21 protein-coding genes are annotated in these 24,870 nt (G+C 65.2%); 7 read left to right on the top strand and 14 right to left on the bottom strand.

What is annotated here, in order from left to right:
- Nucleotides 1-125: 125 nt before the first annotated feature.
- The 8 genes from NS6_RS21530 to NS6_RS21495 all read right to left on the bottom strand — a co-directional run bounded on the left by NS6_RS21530 (nucleotide 126) and on the right by NS6_RS21495 (nucleotide 7,622).
- Nucleotides 126-626, bottom strand: a complete 501-nt coding sequence (locus NS6_RS21530; RefSeq protein ID WP_168443543.1) for an LppP/LprE family lipoprotein — start codon at nucleotides 624-626, stop codon at nucleotides 126-128.
- Between the two features lie 183 nt (nucleotides 627-809).
- A complete protein-coding gene (tuf, locus tag NS6_RS21525) occupies nucleotides 810-2,000 on the bottom strand; it encodes an elongation factor Tu (RefSeq protein ID WP_068044549.1) in 1,191 nt (396 codons plus the stop codon).
- A gap of 137 nt (nucleotides 2,001-2,137) precedes the next feature.
- On the bottom strand, nucleotides 2,138-4,240 hold the full coding sequence (gene fusA / locus NS6_RS21520; RefSeq protein WP_068044548.1) for an elongation factor G: 2,103 nt from the start codon (nucleotides 4,238-4,240) through the stop codon (nucleotides 2,138-2,140).
- A gap of 123 nt (nucleotides 4,241-4,363) precedes the next feature.
- On the bottom strand, nucleotides 4,364-4,834 hold the full coding sequence (rpsG, locus tag NS6_RS21515) for a 30S ribosomal protein S7 (protein WP_033246943.1): 471 nt from the start codon (nucleotides 4,832-4,834) through the stop codon (nucleotides 4,364-4,366).
- Between the two features lies 1 nt (nucleotide 4,835).
- Nucleotides 4,836-5,210 (bottom strand): 30S ribosomal protein S12, encoded by a 375-nt coding sequence (gene rpsL, locus NS6_RS21510; protein ID WP_014353064.1) that lies wholly within the window; start codon nucleotides 5,208-5,210, stop codon nucleotides 4,836-4,838.
- Nucleotides 5,211-5,472: 262 nt separating this feature from the next.
- Nucleotides 5,473-6,033, bottom strand: a complete 561-nt coding sequence (locus NS6_RS21505; RefSeq protein WP_084471273.1) for a DUF3558 domain-containing protein — start codon at nucleotides 6,031-6,033, stop codon at nucleotides 5,473-5,475.
- A 4-nt stretch (nucleotides 6,034-6,037) separates the two neighbouring features.
- Complete coding sequence (locus NS6_RS21500) at nucleotides 6,038-6,568, bottom strand: DUF3558 domain-containing protein (protein ID WP_068044571.1); 531 nt, start codon at nucleotides 6,566-6,568, stop codon at nucleotides 6,038-6,040.
- Between the two features lie 79 nt (nucleotides 6,569-6,647).
- Nucleotides 6,648-7,622, bottom strand: coding sequence for an NADPH:quinone oxidoreductase family protein (locus tag NS6_RS21495; RefSeq protein ID WP_068044546.1), 975 nt, complete (start codon nucleotides 7,620-7,622; stop codon nucleotides 6,648-6,650).
- Between the two features lie 258 nt (nucleotides 7,623-7,880).
- Between NS6_RS21495 and NS6_RS21490 the strand changes: the two genes are divergently transcribed.
- Nucleotides 7,881-8,648 carry an acyl-[acyl-carrier-protein] thioesterase gene (locus NS6_RS21490; RefSeq protein WP_068044544.1) on the top strand — a complete coding sequence of 256 codons (768 nt, stop codon included), beginning with the start codon at nucleotides 7,881-7,883 and terminating at the stop codon, nucleotides 8,646-8,648.
- A 224-nt stretch (nucleotides 8,649-8,872) separates the two neighbouring features.
- Here the strand turns inward: NS6_RS21490 and NS6_RS21485 are convergent, their stop codons facing one another.
- The gene (locus tag NS6_RS21485; RefSeq protein ID WP_068044542.1) at nucleotides 8,873-10,549 is read right to left on the bottom strand and encodes an FAD-dependent oxidoreductase; all 1,677 of its coding nucleotides are present in this window, start codon (nucleotides 10,547-10,549) and stop codon (nucleotides 8,873-8,875) included.
- 175 nt (nucleotides 10,550-10,724) lie between these two features.
- On the opposite strand from NS6_RS21485, the gene NS6_RS21480 reads away from it, so the two are divergent.
- Nucleotides 10,725-11,216, top strand: a complete 492-nt coding sequence (locus NS6_RS21480) for a SixA phosphatase family protein (protein ID WP_068044540.1) — start codon at nucleotides 10,725-10,727, stop codon at nucleotides 11,214-11,216.
- Nucleotides 11,217-11,230: 14 nt separating this feature from the next.
- Here the strand turns inward: NS6_RS21480 and NS6_RS21475 are convergent, their stop codons facing one another.
- On the bottom strand, nucleotides 11,231-11,431 hold the full coding sequence (locus tag NS6_RS21475; RefSeq protein WP_068044538.1) for a hypothetical protein: 201 nt from the start codon (nucleotides 11,429-11,431) through the stop codon (nucleotides 11,231-11,233).
- Nucleotides 11,432-11,594: 163 nt separating this feature from the next.
- Between NS6_RS21475 and NS6_RS21470 the strand changes: the two genes are divergently transcribed.
- From NS6_RS21470 to NS6_RS21460, 3 genes are all read left to right on the top strand, one after another.
- The gene (locus NS6_RS21470; protein WP_157112872.1) at nucleotides 11,595-11,903 is read left to right on the top strand and encodes a GNAT family N-acetyltransferase; all 309 of its coding nucleotides are present in this window, start codon (nucleotides 11,595-11,597) and stop codon (nucleotides 11,901-11,903) included.
- Nucleotides 11,904-12,288: 385 nt separating this feature from the next.
- Complete coding sequence (locus NS6_RS21465; protein WP_068044536.1) at nucleotides 12,289-12,723, top strand: MerR family transcriptional regulator; 435 nt, start codon at nucleotides 12,289-12,291, stop codon at nucleotides 12,721-12,723.
- A gap of 14 nt (nucleotides 12,724-12,737) precedes the next feature.
- On the top strand, nucleotides 12,738-13,754 hold the full coding sequence (locus NS6_RS21460) for an aldo/keto reductase (protein WP_068044534.1): 1,017 nt from the start codon (nucleotides 12,738-12,740) through the stop codon (nucleotides 13,752-13,754).
- Nucleotides 13,755-13,903: 149 nt separating this feature from the next.
- Here NS6_RS21460 and NS6_RS21455 read toward each other — a convergent pair whose 3' ends face one another.
- Complete coding sequence (locus tag NS6_RS21455; protein ID WP_084471270.1) at nucleotides 13,904-14,809, bottom strand: helix-turn-helix transcriptional regulator; 906 nt, start codon at nucleotides 14,807-14,809, stop codon at nucleotides 13,904-13,906.
- 101 nt (nucleotides 14,810-14,910) lie between these two features.
- Here NS6_RS21455 and NS6_RS21450 point away from each other — a divergent pair, with 101 nt between their 5' ends.
- Nucleotides 14,911-15,921 (top strand): aldo/keto reductase, encoded by a 1,011-nt coding sequence (locus tag NS6_RS21450; RefSeq protein ID WP_068044532.1) that lies wholly within the window; start codon nucleotides 14,911-14,913, stop codon nucleotides 15,919-15,921.
- 221 nt (nucleotides 15,922-16,142) lie between these two features.
- Here NS6_RS21450 and cynS read toward each other — a convergent pair whose 3' ends face one another.
- Nucleotides 16,143-16,592, bottom strand: coding sequence for a cyanase (gene cynS, locus NS6_RS21445; protein ID WP_068044530.1), 450 nt, complete (start codon nucleotides 16,590-16,592; stop codon nucleotides 16,143-16,145).
- A gap of 256 nt (nucleotides 16,593-16,848) precedes the next feature.
- Between cynS and NS6_RS21440 the strand changes: the two genes are divergently transcribed.
- Complete coding sequence (locus NS6_RS21440) at nucleotides 16,849-17,715, top strand: formate/nitrite transporter family protein (protein ID WP_068044528.1); 867 nt, start codon at nucleotides 16,849-16,851, stop codon at nucleotides 17,713-17,715.
- 226 nt (nucleotides 17,716-17,941) lie between these two features.
- On the opposite strand, the gene NS6_RS21435 is transcribed toward NS6_RS21440, so the two are convergent.
- Both NS6_RS21435 and rpoB read right to left on the bottom strand, forming a co-directional pair.
- Nucleotides 17,942-21,895, bottom strand: coding sequence for a DNA-directed RNA polymerase subunit beta' (locus NS6_RS21435; protein WP_068044526.1), 3,954 nt, complete (start codon nucleotides 21,893-21,895; stop codon nucleotides 17,942-17,944).
- Nucleotides 21,896-22,000: 105 nt separating this feature from the next.
- A partial coding sequence (gene rpoB, locus NS6_RS21430) for a DNA-directed RNA polymerase subunit beta (protein WP_068044525.1) occupies nucleotides 22,001-24,870 on the bottom strand: 2,870 nt, incomplete at its 5' end.

The following is a 24,870-nucleotide window of genomic DNA, read 5'->3' as shown; positions in this document are numbered from 1 at the left end:
CACCGCAATCGCCCTGCAGCTCAGTGCACAGCGATGATGCAGACATTGATGTCCAGGAATTCATGCCGCTCTCAGCGATTCAGCGATTCCCTTGATGCTCTTCGTAACCCGGCCGACGCCGATTGTCAGCCGGTCACCTCTGGCGGAATCGGGTCTATCGGCCCCGGCGGTGACTGCGGGAAGAGCTGGTAGCGCACGTCGGCCCGGCCGGTGGGATTCGCGTTGGGGTCGCCGGGGTTCAGCCACCGGAAAGTGATGGTGATCTGCCCGGGTGCGTCGCTGCCGGCAACGTTGACGAATGCCTCGGGGTCCTCGGTCGCTGTGCTCCCGTACTTGAAGTGGTCGAAGAGCAGGATATGTGTGGGGGAACTCCCGGTCGCGCCATCCGGGTCGACCTGCACCCAGTTCAGTGCGCAGTCGACGGACGAACCACTTCCCGTCACTTTCCACGGCACATCCGGGAAAGCTTGCGGTAGCCGGCTGACGGCGTCGTCAACTCGGTCGGCGGGAACCGCGGGGCACGATTCGGGTGTGGCGGGGACTTCTGGAGTAGCACCGGCGGTGCCGGCACCGGCCGCCGTGGCGGCGAAGGCGAGTGACAGGGCAGCGGCAGCTTTACGTATCAAACCGAGTTCCTTCGTTCGACATCGGACACCCATAACATCGGCTGAGAAGTACGAGCGTTATCAGACCGGCCGGCGCATGGAAAGCGTCGGCTTGCGGTCGGTGCTCCTACCTGCATCATTGCGTGAAACGAAAAACGGCGCCGCTCCCTTTTCGGAGCGACGCCGTTTCAGCGATTCAGCGAATCACTTCAGGATCTTCGTAACCCGACCGGCGCCGACGGTGCGGCCACCTTCACGGATCGCGAAACGCAGACCCTCGTCCATGGCGACCGGCTGGATCAGCACAACCGACATCTCGGTGTTGTCGCCGGGCATAACCATCTCGGTGCCCTCGGGCAGGGTCACAACGCCCGTCACGTCCGTGGTACGGAAGTAGAACTGCGGACGGTAGTTGTTGAAGAACGGGGTGTGGCGGCCGCCCTCGTCCTTGGACAGGATGTAGGCCTGGCCCTCGAACTCGGTGTGCGGGGTGGTGGTGCCCGGCTTGACGACGACCTGGCCGCGCTCCACATCTTCACGCTTGATACCACGGATCAGCAGGCCCGCGTTGTCACCGGCCTCGGCACTGTCCAGCATCTTGCGGAACATCTCGATACCGGTGATGGTGGTCTTCGTCTTCTCCGGCTTGATGCCGACGATCTCGACCTCGGCGTTCAGATTGATCGTGCCGCGCTCGACGCGACCGGTCACCACGGTGCCACGACCGGTAATGGTGAAGACGTCCTCGATCGGCATCAGGAACGGGAGATCGGTCTCACGCACCGGATCCGGGATGGACTCGTCGACCGCGTTCATCAGCTCGACGATCGACTCGCTCCACTTCGCGTCGCCCTCCAGCGCCTTCAGGCCGGAAACACGCACGACGGGGGCGTCCTCGTCGAACTCCTGCGAAGCCAGCAGCTCGCGGACCTCCATCTCGACGAGCTCGAGGATTTCCTCGTCGTCGACCATGTCCGACTTGTTCAGCGCGACCAGGATGTAGGGCACACCGACCTGACGAGCGAGCAGCACGTGCTCACGGGTCTGCGGCATCGGACCGTCGGTCGCCGCGACCACCAGGATGGCGCCGTCCATCTGAGCCGCACCGGTGATCATGTTCTTGATGTAGTCGGCGTGGCCGGGGGCGTCGACGTGCGCGTAGTGACGCTTCTCGGTCTGGTACTCGACGTGGGAGATGTTGATCGTGATACCACGAGCCTTCTCCTCCGGCGCCTTATCGATCTGATCGAAAGCGAAGCTCTCGTTCAGCTCCGGGTACTTCTCCGCCAGCACCTTGGTGATCGCTGCGGTCAGCGTGGTCTTGCCGTGGTCGACGTGACCGATGGTGCCGATGTTGACGTGCGGCTTTGTCCGCTCGAACTTCGCCTTCGCCACTGTGTGGTCCTCCTGGACTTGTTGGTGCTTGCAGTTGCAGCAGTGCGGGGGTCATCCCCACTTACGCGGGGAACTAACGGGTTGTACAAACTCCCGGGAGATCCGGGGCGGGCGAGCTACCCGCCCCGGAGGGGCACTTACTCGCCGGTCGCCTTGGCGATGATCTCCTTCGACACGTTGGCCGGAACCTCCGCGTACGAATCGAACACCATGGAGTAGTTCGCCCGGCCCTGGGTCTTCGACCGCAGGTCACCGATGTAGCCGAACATCTCCGAGAGCGGAACCAGCGCCTTGACGACACGGGCACCACTGCGTTCCTCCATGGCCTGGATCTGGCCACGGCGGGAGTTCAGGTCGCCGATCACATCGCCCATGTAGTCCTCGGGCGTGGTGACCTCGACCGCCATCAGCGGTTCGAGGATCACCGGACCGGCCTTGCGGGCCGCTTCCTTGAGGGCCTGCGATCCGGCGATCTTGAACGCCATCTCCGAGGAGTCGACGTCGTGGTATGCACCGTCGAGCAGGAGCACCTTCAGGTTGACCAGCGGGTAACCGGCGAGCACACCGTACTGCATGGCGTCCTGCGCACCCGCGTCGACCGAAGGGATGTATTCCCTCGGCACACGGCCGCCGGTGACCTTGTTCTCGAATTCGTAGTGCGCACCGTCCTCGCCGACGAACGGCTCCAGGGCGATGATCACCTTCGCGAACTGACCCGAACCACCCGTCTGCTTCTTGTGGGTGAACTCGAGCTTCTCGACCTTCTTGGTGATGGTCTCGCGGTAGGCCACCTGCGGCTTGCCGACGTTGGCCTCTACCTTGAATTCGCGCTTCATCCGGTCGACCAGGATGTCGAGGTGCAGCTCGCCCATACCGCCGATAACGGTCTGGCCGGTCTCGTCGTCCAGCTTCACCGTGAAGGTGGGGTCCTCTTCGGCGAGCTTCTGGATCGCGGTGCCCAGCTTCTCCTGGTCGGACTTGGTCTTGGGCTCGATGGAGACCTGGATGACCGGGTCCGGGAAGGTCATGGACTCCAGCACGATCTGGTTGTTCGGATCGCACAGGGTGTCACCGGTGGTGGTGTCCTTCAGGCCGATGACCGCGTAGATATGGCCGGTGCTGACCGAAGGAACCGGGTTCTCCTTGTTGGAATGCATCTGGAACAGCTTGCCCAGACGTTCCTTCTTGCCCTTGGTCGCGTTGATGACCTGGGCCCCGGAATCAACCTTGCCGGAGTAGACGCGGATGTAGGTCAGCTTGCCGAAGAACGGGTGCACGGCGATCTTGAACGCCAGCGCGGCGAACGGCTCGTCGGCACTCGGCTTACGGGTGAGGACCTCGTCCTCTTTACCGGGCGCATGCCCCTGCACCGACTCGACGTCCAGCGGCGACGGCAGGTAGTCGATCACGGCGTCGAGCATGGGCTGCACGCCCTTGTTCTTGAACGCCGACCCGCACAGCACCGGGTAGAGCTCGGAGTTGACCGTCATCTTGCGGATGGCGCCCTTGATCTCGTCGATCGTGAGATCTTCCCCGCCGAAGAACTTGTCCAGCAGCGCCTCGTCGGACTCCGCCACGGTCTCCAGCAGTTCCTGCCGGTACTGCTCGGCCTTCTCGACCAGATCGGCCGGGATGTCCTGGAGTTCGTACTTCTCGCCCAGCTTGGTTTCGCCGGTCCAGACCTTGGCCTTCATCTCGACCAGGTCGACGACACCCTCGAACGTGTCTTCCGCACCGATCGGCAGCTGGATGACCAGCGGCTTGGCACCGAGACGGTCCTTGATGGTCTGCACGGTGAAGTAGAAATCCGCACCGAGCTTGTCCATCTTGTTGACGAAACAGATCCGCGGCACGTCGTACTTGTCGGCCTGACGCCACACCTGCTCGGACTGCGGCTCCACACCCTCTTTGCCGTCGAAGACGGCGACGGCGCCATCGAGCACACGCAGGCTGCGTTCCACCTCGACGGTGAAATCGACGTGGCCGGGGGTGTCGATGATATTGATCTGGTTCTGGTTCCAGAAGCAGGTCACCGCCGCGGAGGTGATGGTGATACCGCGCTCCTGCTCCTGTTCCATCCAGTCGGTGGTCGACGCACCGTCATGGGTTTCACCGAGCTTGTAATTCACACCGGTGTAGAAGAGGATGCGTTCGGTCGTAGTGGTTTTACCCGCATCGATGTGAGCCATGATGCCGATGTTGCGGACCTTGTTCAGGTCGGTGAGCACGTCCTGTGCCACGGAATTCTTCCCCGCTCGTAGCTAGTTGGGATTCTCGCCGACGACCTTCCGGTCGCCATATCTGTCAAAGCGGAAGCGGTGCTTCCGTAAGCCTCCCGACCCGAGCGATGGGCCGGACAGACATCACCAGCGGTAGTGCGCGAAGGCCCGGTTGGACTCGGCCATCTTGTGGGTGTCTTCACGACGCTTGACCGAAGCACCGAGGCCGTTGCTGGCATCCAGCAGTTCGTTGGCCAGGCGCTCGACCATGGTCTTCTCACGGCGCGCCCGCGAGTAGTTGACCAGCCAGCGCAGCGCGAGAGTGTTGGAGCGGCCGGGACGGACCTCGACCGGAACCTGGTAGGTGGCGCCACCGACGCGGCGCGGCTTGACCTCGAGGGCCGGCTTGACGTTGTCCAGCGCGCGCTTGAGAGTGACCACCGGATCGGTGCCCGTCTTTTCGCGCGCCTGCTCCATTGCGCCGTACACAATGCGCTCGGCGGTGGACTTCTTGCCGTCGAGAAGAATCTTGTTCACCAGCTGCGTCACCAGCGGCGACCCATAGACCGGGTCGTTGATCAGCGGACGCTTGGGAGCGGGGCCCTTGCGAGGCATATCAGCTCTTCTCCTTCTTGGCGCCGTAACGGCTGCGGGCCTGCTTGCGGTTCTTCACACCCTGGGTGTCCAGCGATCCGCGAATGATCTTGTAACGCACACCGGGAAGGTCCTTCACACGACCACCGCGGACGAGCACCATCGAGTGCTCCTGCAGGTTGTGGCCTTCGCCGGGGATGTAGGCCGTGACCTCGACCGCGCTGGTCAGGCGAACACGCGCGACCTTGCGGAGCGCGGAGTTCGGCTTCTTCGGGGTGGTGGTGTACACGCGGGTGCACACGCCACGACGCTGCGGGCTCCCCTTGAGGGCCGCGGTCTTGGTCTTGGCGACCTTGTCGCGACGACCCTTACGGACCAGCTGGTTGATGGTTGGCATAGACCGGCTTTCCTTTAATCGGTTCTGGCGGTGTCAGGTCTGTTCATCGAGCTTTCACCCGCACGTCCAACCACGTTTCTCGCGTCCCGAGGTCGGGCGTGTCGCACGCAGTTCAGGGCCCGAATTACAGGCACGCTGGAATCGTCAGCCGCTCTCGCTGGCCTACGTCTGCGCTCGAACTTGCCCGTATCCTTCCGGGCACAGCCGTCCACTGTACTCGGACGCCGATGACACGGTCAAAACAGGGGTACAACTGTACCCTTCATCGCGCGATGTTGAGCGTGAGTTCGAGGAGTTTCTTCGCGGCAGCGCAGGGGTCGGCAGTGGCACCGGGAGCGGAATTCACCCACCAGCCGATAACTCCCGAGTCGGCCGCACTGGCCGTCATACCGCAAGAGTTCGGATCGTTCGGCCGGCGGATTTCCAGCGCGATCGTGCCCTGCACCGTGGTCTTCGTGCTCGTGTAGCCGAGTTTGTCGTTGGTCTCCTGCTCGTTGCGCAACGATCCGTTCTCGTACCAGTTCAGTGTGAGCATCCCGGAGCCGCCGCCGATATCCCACATGCACACTGCACCGAAGAACGAGTCGCTGATATAGGTGTTACCGCCGAGAGCGTCGATGATCTGCTGGTCGGTGACCACATCGCATTCGCGGAGCAGTTTGTCGATCTGTGTGGTATCGACGGTTTCTCCGCCGCCGACCGGCAGGGCCGTACCGTCCACCGTGCTACCACAGCCCGCACCGAAGACGGCGGCCACCAGTATCGCCGCCGACGCGGCCAGCGTGCGGATTCGGCCGCGGCCGGATCGTTCGCGCAACGTCATCGTTTCACTCCAGCCGCTCGATGGTCAGTTCGGCGAGCGCGCGGCTGCGATCACACGGATTGCCGCCGATATCGGAATAGCCACCCAGCGCGGTCGACCATTCGAAGAAATCGTCGTCGAGCTGCACCGCCAGATCGCAGATACGGCTGCTCGGATCCAGCGCCGCGAAACCCGGGCGTCCCCCCACGGTGATCGGTTCCGGTGGCCGGCCGTGCGTGGTGACCCATGCCTTCTCCCGCTCCAACGGACTGCCCCGATATGAAGCGAACGTTATCGACGCACCACTCAGGCCACCGGACTGCCAGTTGCAGCCGACCGCGTTCTTGTACGACTGCGCAACCTGGCCGAGCCCCCCGATATCGCGGACCTCGTCGTCGGTGACGTGTCCGCACTCCCCCACGAACGGACCCAGCGCGGCCACCTTGGGAGCGGGACCCCGCGGACCGTCGGCTACCTCGGAGCCGGCGTCGGAACCACACCCCGCCAGAGCAAACGCCGCGGTTAACCCGAGGACTATCGCCGACCTGATCCGCATGGTGTGAACAATACCGACGAAACAGCGACCCCCGAAGGCGGCGCAGGTCACCCGTGGATCCCACGCCGGCGGTGCCGGTTCAGCGCAGGGTGACCACGACCTTGCCAGTGGCAGCACGGTTTTCCAGCGCGGCCACGGCCTGCGCAGCCTGCTCCAGCGGGAACAGCACCGGCTGCGGGGGCGCGATCTTGCCGGCCTCGAACAGCGGCCCCACCTCGGCCCACTGCTCGGTCAGGTAGCCGGGGTGCGACAGCATCCATTCACCCCAGCCGGCGCCGACGACCTCGACGTTCTTGAGCAGCAGACGATTCACCTTGACCGTGGGAATGTCACCGCCGGTGAAGCCCACCACCAGCAGCCGGCCGCCGCGCGCCAACGAGCGGATGCTGTCGGTGAAACGGTCGCCGCCCACGGGGTCGAGAACGATATCGACACCGCGGCTGCCGGTGAGTTCTTTGACTCGATCGAGCCAGCCGTCGGTGAGCACCACATCGGTGGCGCCCTGGGCGCGCGCGATTTCGGCTTTCGCCTCGGTGCTGACCACTGCGATCACCCGTCCGGCGCCCAGCGCGGCCGCCATCCGCAGCGTCGAGGTGCCGATCCCGCCGGCCGCGCCGTGCACGAGCACGGTTTCGCCTTCGGCGAGCCTGCCGCGGTTACGCAGGCAGAAGTGCACGGTCATATCGTTGAAGAGGATTCCGGCGCCCGCTTCGAATGAGATGTTGTCCGGGAGCCCGAAAACCATCTCGGCGCGGGTGGTGGCCACCTCTGCCATGGCGTTTCCGAGCAAGGTGAGGGCGCAGACCCGGTCGCCCGGTTTCACGTGTGAACCCGCTGGGGCTTCCCTGACCACACCCGCGACCTCACCGCCGACGACGAACGGCATCTCGGGTTTCATCTGATACAGCCCGCGGGTCATCAGCACGTCCGGGAATGCGACCCCGGCCGCGTGGACATCGATGACGACCCCGCCGGGCAGGGGTTCCGGCTCCGGGATGTCGACGATCTCGATCGCTTCCGGCCCTTCGAGTTTGCTGACCTGAGCTGCGCGCATATGCCGACCTCTTTCGTTCGCTCACCGGCGAGCATGAGACGCACCGGCTGATATGTACCAATCCATCCGTCCACCTCAAACTATCGGTCGCGGCCGCGGGAAGTCCATAGTGTGCGCTGTCGGCGCCACCTCCGGTGGCGGGCCGGGCAACCTGCCGACCCCACACCACCCACGCCGGGTAATGCACGTCACCGTAAAGTCTTGGCTCAGGAACTCAGTAGAAGTACCGCGGCGCGACCCGCCGCGCGAGGAGCACAAGTGTCACTCGATCAGCCACTCGCCCCGCTTCCCCAGGAGGGCATGGGGTTCGTTTCGGCGTGGCCGGTGCGAGCCGGTGACGTGGACCCGTACAACCGCGTGCGTCTCGACGGTATCGCCCGCTACCTCCAGGACATCGCGTGGGAGCACCTCCAGCAATCCATCCTGGAGCAGACCGACCCCAGCTGGATAATCCGGCGCACCGTGATCGATGTGATCCGGCCTGTCCGGTGGCCCGACACCGTGCATCTGCTGCGCTGGTGTTCGAGTATGTCCACCCGCTGGTCGAATATGCGGGTGCGGATAACCAGCGACCGCGGCGGCCTGATCGAGACCGAGGGTTTCTGGATCAAGATCAACGAGGCCAGCAATATGCCCGCCCGGATCAGTGATGCGGGCCTCGCGTATCTGGCGCAGACCACCATCGAGCAGCGGCTGCGCTGGCGGCCCTGGCTCACCGACCCCGCTCCCCCGGAATCCGATACCGATCTACCGTTCCCGCTGCGCGCCACCGATATCGACCAGTACAACCACGTCAACAACGCCTGCTATTGGCAGGCGGTGGAGCAGTATCTCGTGGACTACCCCAAACTGGCCAGCGGCCCACACCGGGCCGTGATCGAATACGTGGCCCCCGTGCTGGCACGCCAGCACATCAGCGTCCGCAGCCGGTACGAACCCGGCGACCGGCACGCACGTCCCACCTTGCGCCTGTGGTTCGTGGTCGACGGGATCACCACCACCATCGTCCGCATCGCACCGCTGTGATTTCGGCGCCGCCTCCGGCGGCGCGGGGTTTCGGCCCCCCTTGCCCCTTGGATGCACCGAAACCTTTCAGGGCCCCACCTACCTCCGCAACCGCGGAACGAATTCAGTCGGGCGCCCCGAGGGCAGGGAACAGGCCATTCCTCGGACCCCGGATACGGCGGGTACCGGGGTCCGAGGCATGGCACTCGGGTTGTACTCGATCTACCGGCGCCGGGCGCACCGGATCACTGGCTGCCTTTGGCGGCCTGGAGTAGATCGGTGTGGGTGGTGAACTTGACCCGCGGGCGGCCCGCTTCCTTCCCGGCACCGCGTTCGGCCTGATCGATGGCCTTCCAACCGGCACGATCCACCAGATCCGGCTGACGTTGCTGTACCAGGGCGCGCAGGGCATCCCGGTCACCGGTGGGCGCCGCCAGTTTGCCGGACATGAAATCCGCGATGACGGCTTCGACCGTTTCCTCGGAATCGACGCGGTTCGAGCCGATGACGCCGCGGGGGCCGCGCTTGATCCAGCCGCTGACGTACACACCTGTCAGCGGAGTGCCATCGGGACCGGTCACCCGGCCGTGCTCGTTGGGCACCACGGCACGTTTTTCGTCGAACGGCAGATCCGGTACCGGTTCACCGCGGTAACCGATCGAGCGCAGCACCAGGGAGGCGTCATAGCTGCCGGTGCGGTCGGTGGCGCGGGCGTTCAGCACACCGTCCACCTCGACCAGCTCGTTGTGCGCGTACTCGACCCCTTCCACCTTGTCGGTTCCGAGTACCGCGGTGGGCGAGGCCAGGTACTTGAACACGATCCGCTTGTTGCCCTCGCTGGGCGGTTCGGCGGCGTATTCCTCGGCCAGCGTGTACTTCAGCCGCAGCGACGGTTCGACCTCGGGATCGTCGAGCACCGCCTGCGAGGCGGGGTCGAGTTTCAGTTCGGCCGGATCGATGACCACGTCGACCTCGGACAAGTGCGTGAGCGCCAGGAATTCCGGTGAGGTATAGGCGGCCTGCAACGGCCCGCGGCGTCCCAGTACCACCACTTCGCGGATGTTGCTGTTGCGCAGCGCAGCGAGGGCGTGGTCGGCGATATCGGTTTTGGCGAGTTCGTCGGGGTGCACCGTGAGCACACGCGCCACATCGAGCGCGACGTTGCCGTTTCCGACGATGATCGCCCGTTCCCCGGACAGATCGAAGGTGCGGTCGGCGTAATCGGGGTGGCCGTTGTACCAAGCCACGAATTCGGTGGCCGAATGACTGCCGGCCAGCTCCTCGCCCGGGACGCCCATCCGCCGATCGGAGGAGGCACCGACCGCGTAGAGAACCGCGTGGTGGTGCGCCAGCAGTTCCTCGTGACTGATGTGCTCGCCGACCTCGACGTTCAGGTAGTACTGCAGGGTGTCGCGGCGGAAGGCCGATTCGAACATGCCGGCCACCGTTTTGGTACCGGGATGGTCCGGGGCCACCCCGGCGCGAACCAGGCCCCACGGCGTGGGTAGGCGGTCGAACATCTCCACCTGGACATCGCAGCGGCGCAGGAGTTCGTCGGCGGCATAGGCGGCCGCCGGGCCGGCGCCGACGATCGCGACCCGCAGCGTCCCGAGTTCCTTGGGCGGGCGCACGGGCGTGGCGATCGGATCCAGATTGGATTCCAGGGGGTGCCGTTCGAACCAGGCGGCATTGATATCCCGGAAGCGGGCCAGCGGCGCAGTGAGATCGTCCTCGGAGAAGATGGCCTCCACCGGGCACGCGTCGACACAGGCGCCGCAGTCGATGCAGGTGTCGGGGTCGATATAGAGCATTTCGGTCGTAGCGAATTCCGGCTGGTCCGGAGTCGGGCGGATGCAATCGACCGGGCACTCGGAAACGCAGCTGGCATCGTTACAACAACGCTGAGTGATTACGTAGGCCATATTTGTGCAGATCCTCGAGACTTATGTGCGGGCTGGTGCCTTCCGGGTCACGGCGGGCAGGGCGAGACGATCGGTGTGGACCGGGGTCACCGGCCCACCTCCATTGTGACGCCACTTTCAGTCTGCCTCGAGTGTGTTGTCCGTCTCCGCACCGAGGGTGCTTACGGTGGTCACCATGACCCGGACTCTGATCTTGATGCGGCACGGGAAGTCGGCCTACCCGCCCGGAATCGACGACCACGAACGCCCGCTGGCACCGCGTGGCCGGCGCGAAGCCGCACTGGCCGGGGACTGGCTGCGCGCCACCCAGCCGCCCATTTCGGCGGTCCGCTGTTCGACCGCGACCCGCACCCGGGAGACCCTCGCCGCGACCGCGCTCACCGCGCCGGTGGAATTCGATGCCTCGATCTACGAGGCGGCCGCCGATCAGCTGATCGAACTCGTCCAGCTGACCGATCCTGCCCTGTCGACACTATTGGTGATCGGGCACGCACCCGGTATGCCATGGACCGCGTGGGACCTGGCGGCCGATCACGATACCGAGGATGCACAGCGGCTGGGCCGCAAATTTCCGACCTCGGCCATGGCCGTACTGCGCTTCGACCTGCCGTGGGATCGGATAGATCCGGGCACGGGCGTTCTGGCCGCGTTCCATATCCCCCGCTGAGCCGACCCGGCTGCTCAGCGCAGGAGTTTGCCGCCGAAGACCGCGCCGGCGCCCAGCAGCACCAGCAGCAGGAACGCCGCCCAGCCGCCGATCAGCCACCAGACCAGTCCGAACACCACGACAATCGGCGTCACCGCGATGACGGTGATCACCGGGCTCTCCTTGACCGTGGCCCAGGCCGAACGCGCCCGGACCCGGTCGATTTCCTTTGCCATAATCCCAGGTTACGTGCCCTGGACCGGATGCGCTGGCAGGCGCGGAATTCGGTACCTTCCGGCTCGTGCCGCGGTACGGCAGGCTGGGTACGCTGGCCTTCGGGGTCCGGCTTCCGGCCGCGCCGCCGGAAGCCGGTAGTCGCAACCGAGAGGAAGTGCGGAGATGACCGGAGCAACCGAGGAGAGCGTGGTCGTCCGAAACGCGGACAAGGACCGCTACGAGGTGTTCTACGGCAGTGATCTCGCCGGGTTCGCCGAGTACACCGAACGCGGCACGGAAACCGTGTTCACCCATACCGAGGTCGATTCGGCATTCGGGGGCAAGGGGCTCGGCAGCAAACTGGCCGCTTTCGCGATCCGCGACACGGTCGACCGCGGGCACCGGATCCGCCCCGAATGCTCCTTCATCCGAAGCTACCTGGAGCGCCATCCCGAATATGGCGCGCATGTGACCGGTGTCAGCGATGAATGATCTCGACCTACCTCCGCATACCGGCCTGTAGACGGTTATCCGCCGCCGGAGGGAAGGGTCCGGCATCGTGATTCGCGACATTCGGCTGTGCTGTATAGAACGGGCCGGCCGAACCTGATCACCTCCGGCCGCGGGATCACCCGTTCGAAGTACACCGTTGCGGATGCCTCGGCCGGCGCGGGCTGGAGCTGTGGCTCGCTCTACCCGACTCGCACCGCGGTATCGCACAGTCGAAACCCCGCGGCCGCGCGGCCGAATCTTGCTCCCCACCGCTTGCCTGGAGCCCACTCCAGGTGGCTACCGTTGTTACTGTTCGACGAGAGGACGCGGCTCGCCCGCAAAAAGGGCTGTGGCGCAATATTTTTCAGTGAAAAGAGGGAAAGCCGTGAGCCTTTCCGCACCGACCGGCGCCGAGCCCGGCCGGGATATCCCCCGGCATACGATCGGCGCCGCCGCCCGGCACTGTGGGCTGAGCCAGGACACCCTGCGCTGGTACGAGCGCATCGGTCTGCTGTCACATATCGGCCGCGATCACACCGGTAGACGCAGGTTCAGCGACCGGGACCTGGAATGGCTGACGCTGATCACGCGGCTACGCACCACCGGCATGTCGGTCGCGGACATGATCCGCTACGCGCAGCTGGTCCGGGCCGGGGAGAGCACTGTCCCGGAACGGCTCGCCATGTTTCGCGCCACCCGCGCCGAGGCCATCGACCGTATCGCCGAACTCCAGCAGACCGTGGCGGTCCTGGATTACAAGATCGCGCTCTACGAGGAGTGCACCGCCCCCGCCCGGTCACCCGACAACGCCGCATCGTGAAGGGATTTCCGCGAATGAGCACCCCCGCAACACTGCCGAGCACCCCTCTGAGCCCCGACGTGATCCGGGTGGGTATCCAGGGTCTGGGCTGTATGGGTATCAGCGAGTTCTACGGTCCCACCGACCGCGCCGAAGCCCGCGCAACCCTGGACCGAGCGCTCGAACTCGGCGTCACACTGTTCGATACCGCCGATATCTACGGTTCCGGCGACAACGAAGAATTCATCGGCGATTTCGTCCGCGCCAACCGGGACCGGGTGGCGCTGGCGACCAAATTCGCCATAGTCCGCAAGCCGGACGACCCCCACTACCGCGGCATCGACAATTCGCCGGAATACATCCGCACCGCCGTGGACGCCAGCCTGCGCCGCCTGGGCATCGAGACCATCGACCTCTACTACATGCACCGCCGCGATCCCGAGGTGCCCATCGAGGAGACGGTCGGTGTCATGGCCGAGCTCGTCCGGCAGGGCAAGGTACGTACGCTCGGACTCTCCGAGGTCACGGGGGAGGAACTGCGCGCCGCGCACGCGGTTCATCCGATCGCGGCAGTGCAATCGGAATGGTCGCTGTTCTCCCGGGACGTCGAACGCACCGCGGTACCCGCGGCCGCCGAACTCGGCGTCACCTTCGTTCCCTACTCACCGCTCGGCCGAGGTTTTCTCACCGGATCGTTCGCGCAGGCCGGTGAACTGAACGACACCGATTTCCGGCGTCACATGCCGCGGTTCACCGGCACCAACGCGGCACACAACGCGGCGCTGCTGGCCCCCGTGTACGCCGTCGCCGAAGACCGGGGGCTCACACCCGCGCAGGTCGCCCTGGCCTGGGTGCATTCCAGGGCCCAGGAACACGGGCTGCCGATCGTGCCGATTCCGGGCACCCGCCGCCGCACCCGGTTGGCGGAGAACATCGCGGCGGCGACGGTCGTCCTGACCGCCGCCGAACTGGCCCGGCTGGAACCGATCGCCGAACAGGTCGCCGGCCAGCGCTATCCGGATATGTCTTTCACCTCGGCCGGCCGCGAGTAAGGGGACGTTCGGAACCGGCCACAACCCGGCCCTCGAGGCAAACCGGCGATCCGGCATCGCCGCGAGGCGCGCGCCCGACACAGTGACGATCCGACACCGCGGCGGGCGGCTGAACGGGCACGCCACCGAGCCGACATCACCACACGGCGTCAGTCGGGCACCGCGGCTCGCCGCTGTTCAGCCACTGCGGCGGAATACAGAGGAGAGACCGGCTCCGAGCCGCCCAAGCGCTGGGTACCGATGACGCGCAGGAGTTCCAGCTTCTCCGCGGCATCGGTACCCGGCCGCGGCCGATAGATCAGCAGCCGCTGGGTGGCGCTGGTGGTGAGCAGCGTTTCGCAATCGAAAGCGATCGCACCGACTTCCGGATGCACAATGCTCTTCACATCGGAAAGCCGCACGCTGACCAGATGTTCGTTCCAGAACTGTTCGAATTCGGTACTGGCCGCCCGCAGCGCGCCTACATAGTCCAGGACATCGGGGGCTTTCGCACGACGCGCCGCGGTGGCTCGCAGATCGGCCACCTGCCGGCGTGATATCCGGTCCACATCGCCGGGCGGGCAGAATTCGCGGACCGCCGGGTCGGTGAACCACCGCCAGGCGAAGTAACGGTTCCGGCCGGTCAACACGGTTTGGTCACCGACCAGCAGCATATGCATCCGGTTCTGCACCAGGGTTTCGCCGAGGTCGGTGATCACAGCGGCCGGTGTGTCATCCAGTTTTGCCAGAACATGCATCATCCCCGGTCCCACATGTTTGTCCGGGCCGCTGCCACCCGGCGGAGAATGCTCGCACAGGAAGTAGACATGGTCGCGCTCGTCGCTGGTGTAGCGCAACGCCCGGGTGAGGGCGGCCAGAACCTGCGTGGACGGCCGCGGACCCCGGGCTTGCTCCAGCCGGGTGTAGTAGTCGGTGGAGATCCCGGCGAGCAACGCCACTTCGTCGCGCCGTAATCCCGGCGTCCGGCGGCGCGAACCGGGCGGTAGTCCGACCTCCGTGGGGGTCAGCTGTTCGCGACGCCGACGAAGGAAGTCGGCGAGTTCGCTGCGTTCCATACCTCCACTGTCGCGCACTGCGGCGCCCGCAGCCAGGGATCGTCGCTCCCCCGATAAAGCGTCTCTGCCAACGACGCAACCGGGTCATCACAGTGGATCCCATGACGAATACACAGATACAGACCTCGCGGCTGGGTAGTGCCGGCCCCACGGTCGGCCGGATCGGATTCGGCGCCATGGGCCTGTCGGGCGTGTACGGGCCCGCCGACGAGACGGAATCAATGGCAGCCATCCATGCCGCGCTGGATTCCGGCGCCGGGCTCATCGATACCGGCGACTTCTACGGCAGTGGCCACAACGAGATGCTGGTCGGGCGGGCGATCGCCGACCGGCCGCGCGAAGAGGTCACCCTCAGCGTGAAATTCGGCGCACTGCTGGGTCCGGATATCAGCTGGCAGGGCATGGATACCCGGCCGGCGGCGGTGAAGAACTTCCTGAGTTACAGTCTGCGCCGGCTCGGTGTGGACTACATCGATGTCTATCGCCCGGCGCGGCTGGATCCCGCAGTTCCGATCGAGGACACCATCGGTGCCATCGCCGAAATGATCGACGCCGGTTACGTCCGCCATATCGGACTGTCCGAAGTGGGTACCGAAACCTTGCGCCGGGCTGCCGCTGTACACCCGATCGCCGACCTGCAGATCGAGTATTCGCTGTTCTCCCGCGGTATCGAGGCCGAAATCCTGCCTACCTGCCGCGAACTCGGTATCGGCATCACGGCCTACGGCGTGCTCAGCCGCGGTCTGCTCAGTGATTCGCTGCGCGGCCGGGACGGTGCCGCCCTGTCGGATTCCCGCGCCGGCATTCCCCGCTTCCAGGGCGAGAACCTCCACGCCAACCTGAAACTCGTCGACACCCTGGCGGGTCTGGCCCAGGAGCGAGGTGTCACCACCGCGCAACTCGCCATCGCCTGGGTGCTCGGCCGCGGCGACGATATCGTCCCCCTCATCGGCACGCGCAGCGCGCGGCGCTGGGCCGAGTCGATCGCCGGCGCGGCGATATCGCTCACTCCCGCCGAACAGGCCGCGATCGCCGAGGCGGTACCGGCCGCCGCCGTGATCGGCAGCCGCTACCCGGAGCCGATGATGGCCACGCTGGACAGCGAGCGATGAGCCGCTGACTTCAGCTTCCCGGCCGGAGCGTGAACACGTGGCCGGCCTGCCTCGTCATCCTCGGCCCGGGCCGGGCCGAGGATGCGGGGCGGCCACTGGTTACGTCGCCAGGAGCGCGTCCGGGGCCCGGTAGCCGGCCCGTACTCGATTGCAGCATGCCGTCCCCTTTCTGCGGGTGTGGAATCGGCCGACGGTGACCACTCGCGTCTCCCCCCAGAACCTCACCAGCGATAGTCGAGGAACTTCCCGTCGAAAGTGATGACAACCCGATCACCGTCGGGATCCGGCCGACGCGCGAAGTCGACCTTGAAGTTGATCGCACTCATGATCCCGTCCCCGAACTCCTCGTGGATCAACTCCTTGAGCGCGGGACCGTATACGGAGATCGCTTCCACGAATCGGTAGATCGTCGGGTCGCTCATCAGGGCCGGGTCCGCGCCACGGGCGGGTTGCCGGCTCAGGCTCTCCGCCACCGCGTCGTCCAATCCCAGCAGGTCACACACCTGATGCGCCTGCTCCGCCGTCATCGGATGCTGTCCGAGCAACGCGGCCGTGGTCCAGACCAGCGGAGCGCCCAGCGCATCGGCGATGGCCGCCCAGGTCAGTCCGCGCCGGATGCGGGCCGCGACAACGCGGTCCGCGGCCGCGCTCTTGCTCATGATCGGTTCCATACAGACCTCCTGATATCGGAATGACGGGATATTCCGGAAATATCGAAAGCCTGCCACCGCCGGGCACATCCGACAGCACCGGCATCACACTGTTTACCTTGCCGATACATTCGCTGCCGAAAACCTGGAGGACACAGATATTCGAAGGAACAGCCCCGGTGAGCACCCGGTTACACAGGTGCGCCCGGCTCGATACGGCCCGGAAACCCGGGCATCGCACACTTCGCCCACGAGCACTACAAGCGAAGGGCGTGTCATGTCGTACCTCAAACCGGCGGAATTCGTCGGCGTAATGATCGACGCCGGCGAATCGAAAGCATTCATGTCCACGCGCGATACGGTGATCCGCGCCTTTATGGCGGGTGCGATACTGGCCCTCGCCGCCGCATTCGCGGTCACCATCACGGTGCAAACCGGCAACGCGCTCCTCGGCGCGGTCCTGTTCCCGGTCGGCTTCTGCCTGCTGTATCTGCTGGGTTTCGATCTACTGACCGGTGTATTCACGCTGGTCCCGCTGGCCTGGCTGGACAAGCGGCCCGGGGTGAACTGGCGTGCGGTACTGCGCAACTGGGCTCTCGTTTTCGTCGGCAATTTCGCCGGGGCGTTCACCGTCGCTGTCATGATGGCGATCATCGTCACCATGGGTTTCTCCATGGACCCGAACGAGGTCGGCCAGCGGCTCGGTGAAATCGGCGAATCCCGAACCGTCGGTTACGCCGACCACGGCGCGTCCGGCATGCTCACCCTTTTCATTCGTGCCGTGCTGTGCAATTGGATGGTTTCCACCGGCGTCGTCGCGGCAATGATGTCGACTTCGGTGTCCGGCAAAGTGATCGCCATGTGGATGCCGATCATGTTGTTCTTCTACATGGGATTCGAGCATTCGATCGTCAATATGTTCCTCTTCCCCTCCGGTCTTCTGCTGGGTGGCGATTTCTCCCTCGGCGACTACCTGATCTGGAACGAAATCCCCACGGTGATCGGTAATCTGGTGGGCGGACTGGCCTTCGTCGGCCTCACGCTCTACGCCACCCACGCCCGCACCGCGAACCCTCGGCCCCGTCCGTCGACCGGCCCGGCCACTCGATCCGAAGGTCCGGCCGAGAACGCTGCCCGGACCTGAAACGACTTCGGACGCTCACCGGGGGTGAACTCAGGTGAGCAAGGCCAGGGCCCGAGCCGCGATATGGAAGGGCGCCCGTCCGGCTTTTCGAATCCGGTAGTCCATGCGGCGACCGTCGCCGGACAACTCGGCACGATATCGCCGCGCCCGAGACCAGCCCTCGGCATCAACGCAATCGGCCCCGCACCGAAACGGTGCGGGGCCGATGTGCTGTTACCGAACGAGCCTACCGGTAGTCGCTGAACCCGTAGTCGTCCAGCGGAACCGCGGCACCGGTGGTGGCGCCGAAGCCCTCCGGGCTGTAGTAGGTGTCGTCGTAGGACGGCACCGCGTACGCCGCGGCACGAGCTTCTTCGGTCGGCTGAACCTGGATGTTGCGGTACCGGTTGATACCGGTACCGGCCGGGATCAGCTTACCGATGATCACGTTCTCCTTGAGGCCGATGAGCCGGTCGGAGCGGCAGTTGATGGCCGCGTCCGTCAGGACTCGAGTGGTCTCCTGGAAGGAGGCAGCCGACAGCCACGAATCGGTGGCCAGCGACGCCTTGGTGATACCCATCAGTACCGGGCGACCCGCCGCGGGCTCGCGACCCTCGGCGACGACCCGGCGGTTGGACGCCTCGAACTCGGCGCGCTCGGTGAGCGAGCCGGGCAGGAACTCGGTGGCGCCCGAATCGATGATCGTCACCCGGCGCAGCATCTGGCGGACGATGACCTCGATGTGCTTGTCGTGGATCGACACACCCTGCGAGCGGTAGACCTCCTGGACTTCGTGGACCAGGTGGATCTGCACCTGCCGGGGGCCCATCACGCGCAGCACCTCGTGCGGATCCGCCGCGCCTTCCAGCAGCTGCTGGCCGACCTCGACGTGATCGCCGTCGGACAGCAGGCGCTCGGAACCGTCGTCGTGCTTGAAGACACGCAGACGCTGACGCTTGGACAGCTTGTCGTAGACCACTTCGTCGCCACCGTCATCGGGGATGATGGTGATCTTGTAGAAGCGGTCGTCGTCCTCCAGCCGGATCCGGCCCGATACTTCGGCGATGGGCGCCTTGCCCTTGGGCACACGCGCCTCGAACAGCTCCTGCACACGCGGCAGACCACCGGTGATGTCATCACCCGCGACACCACCCTGGTGGAAGGTACGCATGGTCAGCTGGGTACCGGGCTCACCGATGGACTGGGCGGCGACGATACCGACGGCCTCACCGATATCGACCAGCTTGCCGGTCGCCATCGAACGGCCGTAGCAGACCGCGCAGACACCGGTACCGGTGCCGCAGGTCAGCACGGAGCGGACCCGGACCTCGGTGATACCGGCTTCCAGCAGCGCCTCGATGGCCGGGTCGCCGAGATCGGCGCCCTTGCCCACCACTACGTTGCCGGCGGTGTCCAGCGCGTCGGACGCGAGCGTCCGGGCGTAGGCGGAGGTCTCCACATGCGCATCGCGGATCATCGTGCCGTCCGGCTGCTTCTCCGCGATATGCACCACGATGCCGCGCTCGGTGGCGCAGTCGGTTTCGCGCACGATCACGTCCTGCGAGACGTCCACCAGACGACGGGTCAGGTAACCCGAGTCGGCGGTACGCAGCGCGGTATCGGCCAGACCCTTACGAGCACCGTGGGTGTTGATGAAGTACTCGAGAACGGTCAGGCCCTCACGGAACGAGGACTTGATCGGCCGCGGGATGAACTCACCCTTCGGGTTCGTCACCAGGCCCTTCATACCCGCGAGGGTACGGGTCTGGGTGAAGTTACCCGTGGCGCCCGAATCGACGATCGTGATGATCGGGTTATCGGGCGGGTAGTGCGCGCGCAGCGCCTTACCGACCTCTTCGGTCGCTTCCTGCCAGATCTTGACCAGGGCGTTGTTGCGCTCCTGATGATCGAGCGCACCACGCTGGTACTTCTTCTCGATCTGATCGGACTGCGCCTCGTAGCGCTCCATGATCTCGGCCTTCTCCGGCGGAACGAGCACGTCCGACATGGAGACGGTGACACCCGAACGCGTGGCCCAGTGGAAACCGGCGTCCTTGAGCTTGTCGACGGTCTGCGCGACCACGATCATCGGGTACCGCTCGGCGAGATCGTTGATGATCGTCGCCTGCCGTTTCTTGGGCATCGGTTCGTTGATGAACGCGTAGTCCGCGGGGAGCAGTTCGTTGAACAGCACCCGGCCCAGTGTGGTCTGGATGGTCCAGGCTTCGCCGCGCCGCCAGCCCTCCGGGAACAGCTCCGCTTCGATTTCCTTGGGCGGACGCTGATCGGTCAGCCGCACCTTGATGTTCGACCGCACGGTCAGCTCGCCGCGATCGACCGCCATCTGTGCTTCGGCCGGCGAGGAGTACACACCCGTCTCCGGGCCGTCGGCGGTCGCGGGCTGGTATTCGCCCTTGGCGCCGTCGTCGAACCGGGTCAGGTAGTACAGGCCGGTCACCATGTCCAGACGGGGCATGGCGAGCGGGCGGCCGGACGCCGGGGACAGGATGTTGTTCGAGGACAGCATCAGGATGCGGGCCTCGGCCTGCGCCTCCGCCGACAGCGGCAGGTGCACGGCCATCTGGTCACCGTCGAAGTCGGCGTTGAACGCCTCACAGACCAGCGGGTGCAGCTGGATGGCCTTACCTTCCACCAGCTGCGGTTCGAAGGCCTGGATACCGAGGCGGTGCAGCGTCGGCGCACGGTTCAGCAGCACGGGATGCTCGGCGATAACCTCTTCGAGCACATCCCACACCTGCGGCCGCTGCCGCTCCACCATCCGTTTGGCGGATTTGATGTTCTGCGCGTGGTTCAGGTCCACCAGTCGCTTCATCACGAACGGCTTGAACAGTTCCAGCGCCATCAGTTTCGGCAGACCGCACTGGTGCAGTTTCAGCTGCGGGCCGACGACGATGACCGAACGGCCGGAGTAGTCGACGCGCTTACCGAGCAGGTTCTGGCGGAACCGGCCCTGCTTACCCTTGAGCAGATCACTCAGGGACTTCAGCGGACGGTTGCCCGGGCCGGTGACCGGCCGGCCGCGGCGGCCGTTGTCGAACAGCGCGTCCACGGACTCCTGCAGCATCCGCTTCTCGTTGTTGACGATGATCTCGGGCGCACCGAGGTCGATCAGTCGCTTGAGGCGGTTGTTGCGGTTGATCACACGACGGTAGAGGTCGTTCAGGTCGGAGGTGGCGAACCGGCCACCGTCGAGCTGAACCATCGGCCGCAGTTCCGGCGGGATCACGGGAACGGCGTTGAGCACCATACCCATGGGCGAGTTGCCGTTGGTCTGGAAGGCGGCCACGACCTTGAGCCGTTTGAGCGCGCGCAGCTTCTTCTGACCTTTACCGCTGCGGATGGTCTCGCGCAGGTTCTCGGCCTCGGCCTGAATATCGAAGTTCTCCATCAGCTTCTGGATGGATTCCGCACCCATCGCGCCGGTGAAGTATTCACCGTAGCGGTCCTGCAGCTCGCGGTAGAGCACCTCGTCCACGATCAGCTGCTTGGGGGCCAGCTTGATGAAGGTGTTCCAGATCTCCTCGAGCCGGTCCAGCTCACGCTGGGCACGGTCGCGGAGCTGCTTCATCTCGCGCTCGCCGCCGTCCTTCACCTTGCGGCGGACGTCGGACTTGGCGCCCTCGGCCTCGAGCTCGGCCACATCGGCCTCGAGCTTCTGGGCCCGGGCCTCGAGGTCGGCGTCGCGCTGATCGGTGACGGTTTTCTTCTCGACCTCCATCTCGGCTTCGAGAGTCGACAGCTCGTTGTGCCGCATCTCGTCGTCGACAGCCGTGATGACGTAGGCGGCGAAGTAGATGATCTTTTCCAGATCCTTCGGCGCCAGGTCGAGCAGGTAGCCGAGCCGGCTCGGCACACCCTTGAAGTACCAGATGTGGGTGACCGGGGCGGCCAGCTCGATATGCCCCATCCGCTCACGGCGCACCTTGGCGCGGGTCACCTCGACGCCGCAGCGCTCACAGATGATGCCCTTGAAGCGAACGCGCTTGTACTTACCGCAATAGCACTCCCAGTCCCGGGTGGGACCGAAGATCTTCTCGCAGAACAAGCCATCCTTCTCCGGCTTGAGCGTGCGGTAGTTGATGGTCTCCGGTTTCTTAACCTCGCCGTAGGACCAGTTGCGGATGTCTTCGGCGGTGGCCAGGCCGATCCGGAGTTCATCGAAGAAGTTGACGTCTAGCACGTAACTTCCTTTCCCCTGTGCGGGTCGAATACGAGCAAAAGTTCTCTATTGGTTCGAACGCACCGGCCGGGTACCGAGTCGTGACTACGGCACCCGGCAGGCGCCCTAGTTCGCCAGATCGTCGACGGTGGCCGCTTCGTTGCGGGACAGGTTGATGCCCAGGTTGGCCGCCGCCCGCTCGAGGTCCTCGTCGTCGCCGTCGCGCATCTCGATCGCGGCGCCGTCGGAAGACAGCACCTCGACATTGAGGCACAGCGACTGGAGTTCCTTGAGCAGAACCTTGAACGATTCCGGAATGCCCGGTTCCGGAATGTTCTCGCCCTTGACGATCGCCTCGTAGACCTTCACTCGGCCCACCACGTCGTCGGACTTGATGGTCAGCAGTTCCTGCAGGGTGTAGGCGGCACCGTAGGCCTGCATCGCCCAGCATTCCATTTCGCCGAAACGCTGGCCACCGAACTGTGCTTTACCACCCAGCGGCTGCTGCGTGATCATCGAGTACGGGCCGGTCGAGCGGGCATGGATCTTGTCGTCGACCAGGTGGTGCAGCTTCAGGATGTACATGTAGCCGACAGCCACCGGGTACGGGAACGGTTCGCCGGAACGGCCGTCCAGCAGCATCGCTTTACCGTTGTCGTCGACCATGCGCTCACCGTCGCGGTTGGGCAGGGTCGAGGCGAGCAGACCGGTGAGCTCCTCCTCGCGGGCACCGTCGAAGACGGGGGTCGCGATATTGGAGTCGGCCGGGGAGCCCAGCATCTGCTCCGGCAGCGCCTGCGCCCAGTCCGGGCGAGTGCCGTCGGTGGCGATATCGACCTTCCAGCCCGCCTTGCCGATCCAGCCGAGGTGGGTTTCCAGGATCTGGCCGATATTCATACGACGCGGCACACCGTGGGTGTTCAGGATGATGTCGACCGGAGTGCCGTCCGGCAGGAACGGCATATCCTCGGTCGGCAGGATCTTGCCGATAACACCCTTGTTACCGTGGCGGCCGGCCAGCTTGTCGCCGTCCTGGATTTTGCGCTTCTGCGCGACGTACACCCGGACCAGCTCGTTCACGCCCGGAGGCAGATCGTCGTCGTCCTCGCGGGAGAACACCCGGATACCGATGACCTTGCCGGATTCGCCGTGCGGCACCTTCAGCGAGGTATCGCGCACCTCGCGCGCCTTCTCACCGAAGATCGCGCGCAGCAGTCGCTCCTCGGGGGTCAGCTCGGTTTCACCCTTCGGGGTGACCTTGCCGACCAGGATGTCGCCGTCGCGGACCTCGGCACCGATACGCACGATGCCCCGCTCGTCCAGATCGGCCAGCACCTCGTCGGAGACGTTCGGGATGTCCCGGGTGATCTCCTCGGCGCCCAGCTTGGTGTCGCGGGCGTCGATCTCGTGCTCTTCGATATGAATCGAGGTGAGGACATCGTCCTCCACGAGGCGCTGCGACAGGATGATCGCGTCCTCGTAGTTGTGACCTTCCCACGGCATGATCGCGACGAGCAGGTTCTTGCCCAGCGCCATCTCACCGTTTTCGGTGCACGGCCCGTCGGCCAGGACCTGTCCGAACTCGACCCGCTGGCCCTCGTCCACGATCGGCCGCTGGTTGGCGCATGTGCCCTGGTTGGAGCGGGCGAACTTACGCATCCGGTAGCTGCGGCGGGTGCCGTCGTCGTGCATGACGGTGATGTAGTCGGCGGAGACCTCCTCCACCACGCCGGGCTTCTCGTTCACGACCACATCGCCGGCGTCGACCGCGGCGCGCAGTTCCATACCGGTGCCCACCACGGGCGCCTCGGAACGGATCAGCGGCACGGCCTGACGCTGCATGTTCGCGCCCATGAGGGCACGGTTGGCGTCGTCGTGCTCGAGGAACGGGATCATGGCGGTCGCCACCGACACCATCTGGCGCGGCGAGACATCCATGTAGTCGACCTCGGCCGGGGAGACGAATTCCATCTCCTCGTTGCCCTTACGGGCCAGGATGCGATCGTCGGCGAAATGTCCGTCCGCACGGACCACCGAATTGGCCTGGGCGCGGGTGTGCCGGTCCTCTTCGTCGGCGGTCAGGTACACGACCTCGTCGGTGACGATTCCGTCGATGACCTTCCGGTACGGCGTCTCGATGAAGCCGAACGGGTTGACCCGCGCATACACCGCGAGCGACCCGATCAGGCCGATATTCGGGCCTTCCGGGGTCTCGATCGGGCACATGCGGCCGTAGTGCGACGGGTGGACGTCGCGGACCTCGAGGCCGGCGCGTTCACGCGACAGACCACCCGGGCCCAGCGCGTTGAGGCGGCGCTTGTGGGTAAGGCCGGACAGCGGGTTGTTCTGGTCCATGAACTGCGACAGCTGCGAGGTGCCGAAGAATTCCTTGATCGCCGCCACGACGGGACGGATGTTGATCAGGGTCTGCGGCGTGATGGCCTCGACGTCCTGGGTGGTCATGCGTTCACGCACGACACGTTCCATCCGGGACAGACCCACGCGGATCTGGTTCTGGATCAGTTCACCGACGGTACGGATACGACGGTTGCCGAAGTGATCGATATCGTCGACCTCGACCGGGACCTCGACGCCGCCGGGAACGGTCATCACACGATCACCCTGGTGCAGCCGCACCAGGTATTCGATGATGGCGACGATATCGTCCTTGGTCAGCACCGAACCGGTCACCGGGACGCCGGCGTTGACGCCCAGCTTCTTGTTGACCTTGTACCGGCCGACACGGGCCAGGTCGTAGCGCTTCTCCTTGAAGAACAGATTCTCCAGGAGGGTCTGCGCGGATTCCTTGGTCGGCGGCTCGCCCGGACGCAGTTTCCGGTAGATATCGAGCAGTGCCTCGTCCTGGCCGGCGGTGTTGTCCTTCTCCAGGGTGGACATCATGATCTCGGAGAAGCCGAAACGCTCGGCGATCTCCTCGTTGGTCCAGCCGAGGGCCTTGAGCAGAACGGTGACCGGCTGACGGCGCTTACGGTCGA

This window comes from Nocardia speluncae NBRC 108251 (genome assembly GCF_001613245.1).
In the GTDB taxonomy this organism is placed as follows: Bacteria; Actinomycetota; Actinomycetes; order Mycobacteriales; family Mycobacteriaceae; genus Nocardia; species Nocardia speluncae.
The sequence above is the reverse complement of the archived record's forward strand: the minus strand, read 5'-3'. Positions and strand labels throughout refer to the sequence as shown.

Excerpts from the sequence above, each read along its gene's own strand:
- rpsG (WP_033246943.1), bottom strand. The coding sequence starts at position 4,834 with ATGCCTCGCAAGGGCCCCGCTCCCAAGCGTCCGCTGATCAACGACCCG.
- rpsL (WP_014353064.1), bottom strand. The coding sequence starts at position 5,210 with ATGCCAACCATCAACCAGCTGGTCCGTAAGGGTCGTCGCGACAAGGTC.
- NS6_RS21505 (WP_084471273.1), bottom strand. The coding sequence starts at position 6,033 with ATGACGTTGCGCGAACGATCCGGCCGCGGCCGAATCCGCACGCTGGCC.
- NS6_RS21500 (WP_068044571.1), bottom strand. The coding sequence starts at position 6,568 with ATGCGGATCAGGTCGGCGATAGTCCTCGGGTTAACCGCGGCGTTTGCT.
- NS6_RS21495 (WP_068044546.1), bottom strand. The coding sequence starts at position 7,622 with ATGCGCGCAGCTCAGGTCAGCAAACTCGAAGGGCCGGAAGCGATCGAG.
- NS6_RS21485 (WP_068044542.1), bottom strand. The coding sequence starts at position 10,549 with ATGGCCTACGTAATCACTCAGCGTTGTTGTAACGATGCCAGCTGCGTT.
- NS6_RS21480 (WP_068044540.1), top strand. The coding sequence starts at position 10,725 with ATGACCCGGACTCTGATCTTGATGCGGCACGGGAAGTCGGCCTACCCG.
- NS6_RS21475 (WP_068044538.1), bottom strand. The coding sequence starts at position 11,431 with ATGGCAAAGGAAATCGACCGGGTCCGGGCGCGTTCGGCCTGGGCCACG.
- NS6_RS21470 (WP_157112872.1), top strand. The coding sequence starts at position 11,595 with ATGACCGGAGCAACCGAGGAGAGCGTGGTCGTCCGAAACGCGGACAAG.
- NS6_RS21460 (WP_068044534.1), top strand. The coding sequence starts at position 12,738 with ATGAGCACCCCCGCAACACTGCCGAGCACCCCTCTGAGCCCCGACGTG.
- NS6_RS21455 (WP_084471270.1), bottom strand. The coding sequence starts at position 14,809 with ATGGAACGCAGCGAACTCGCCGACTTCCTTCGTCGGCGTCGCGAACAG.
- NS6_RS21450 (WP_068044532.1), top strand. The coding sequence starts at position 14,911 with ATGACGAATACACAGATACAGACCTCGCGGCTGGGTAGTGCCGGCCCC.
- cynS (WP_068044530.1), bottom strand. The coding sequence starts at position 16,592 with ATGGAACCGATCATGAGCAAGAGCGCGGCCGCGGACCGCGTTGTCGCG.
- NS6_RS21440 (WP_068044528.1), top strand. The coding sequence starts at position 16,849 with ATGTCGTACCTCAAACCGGCGGAATTCGTCGGCGTAATGATCGACGCC.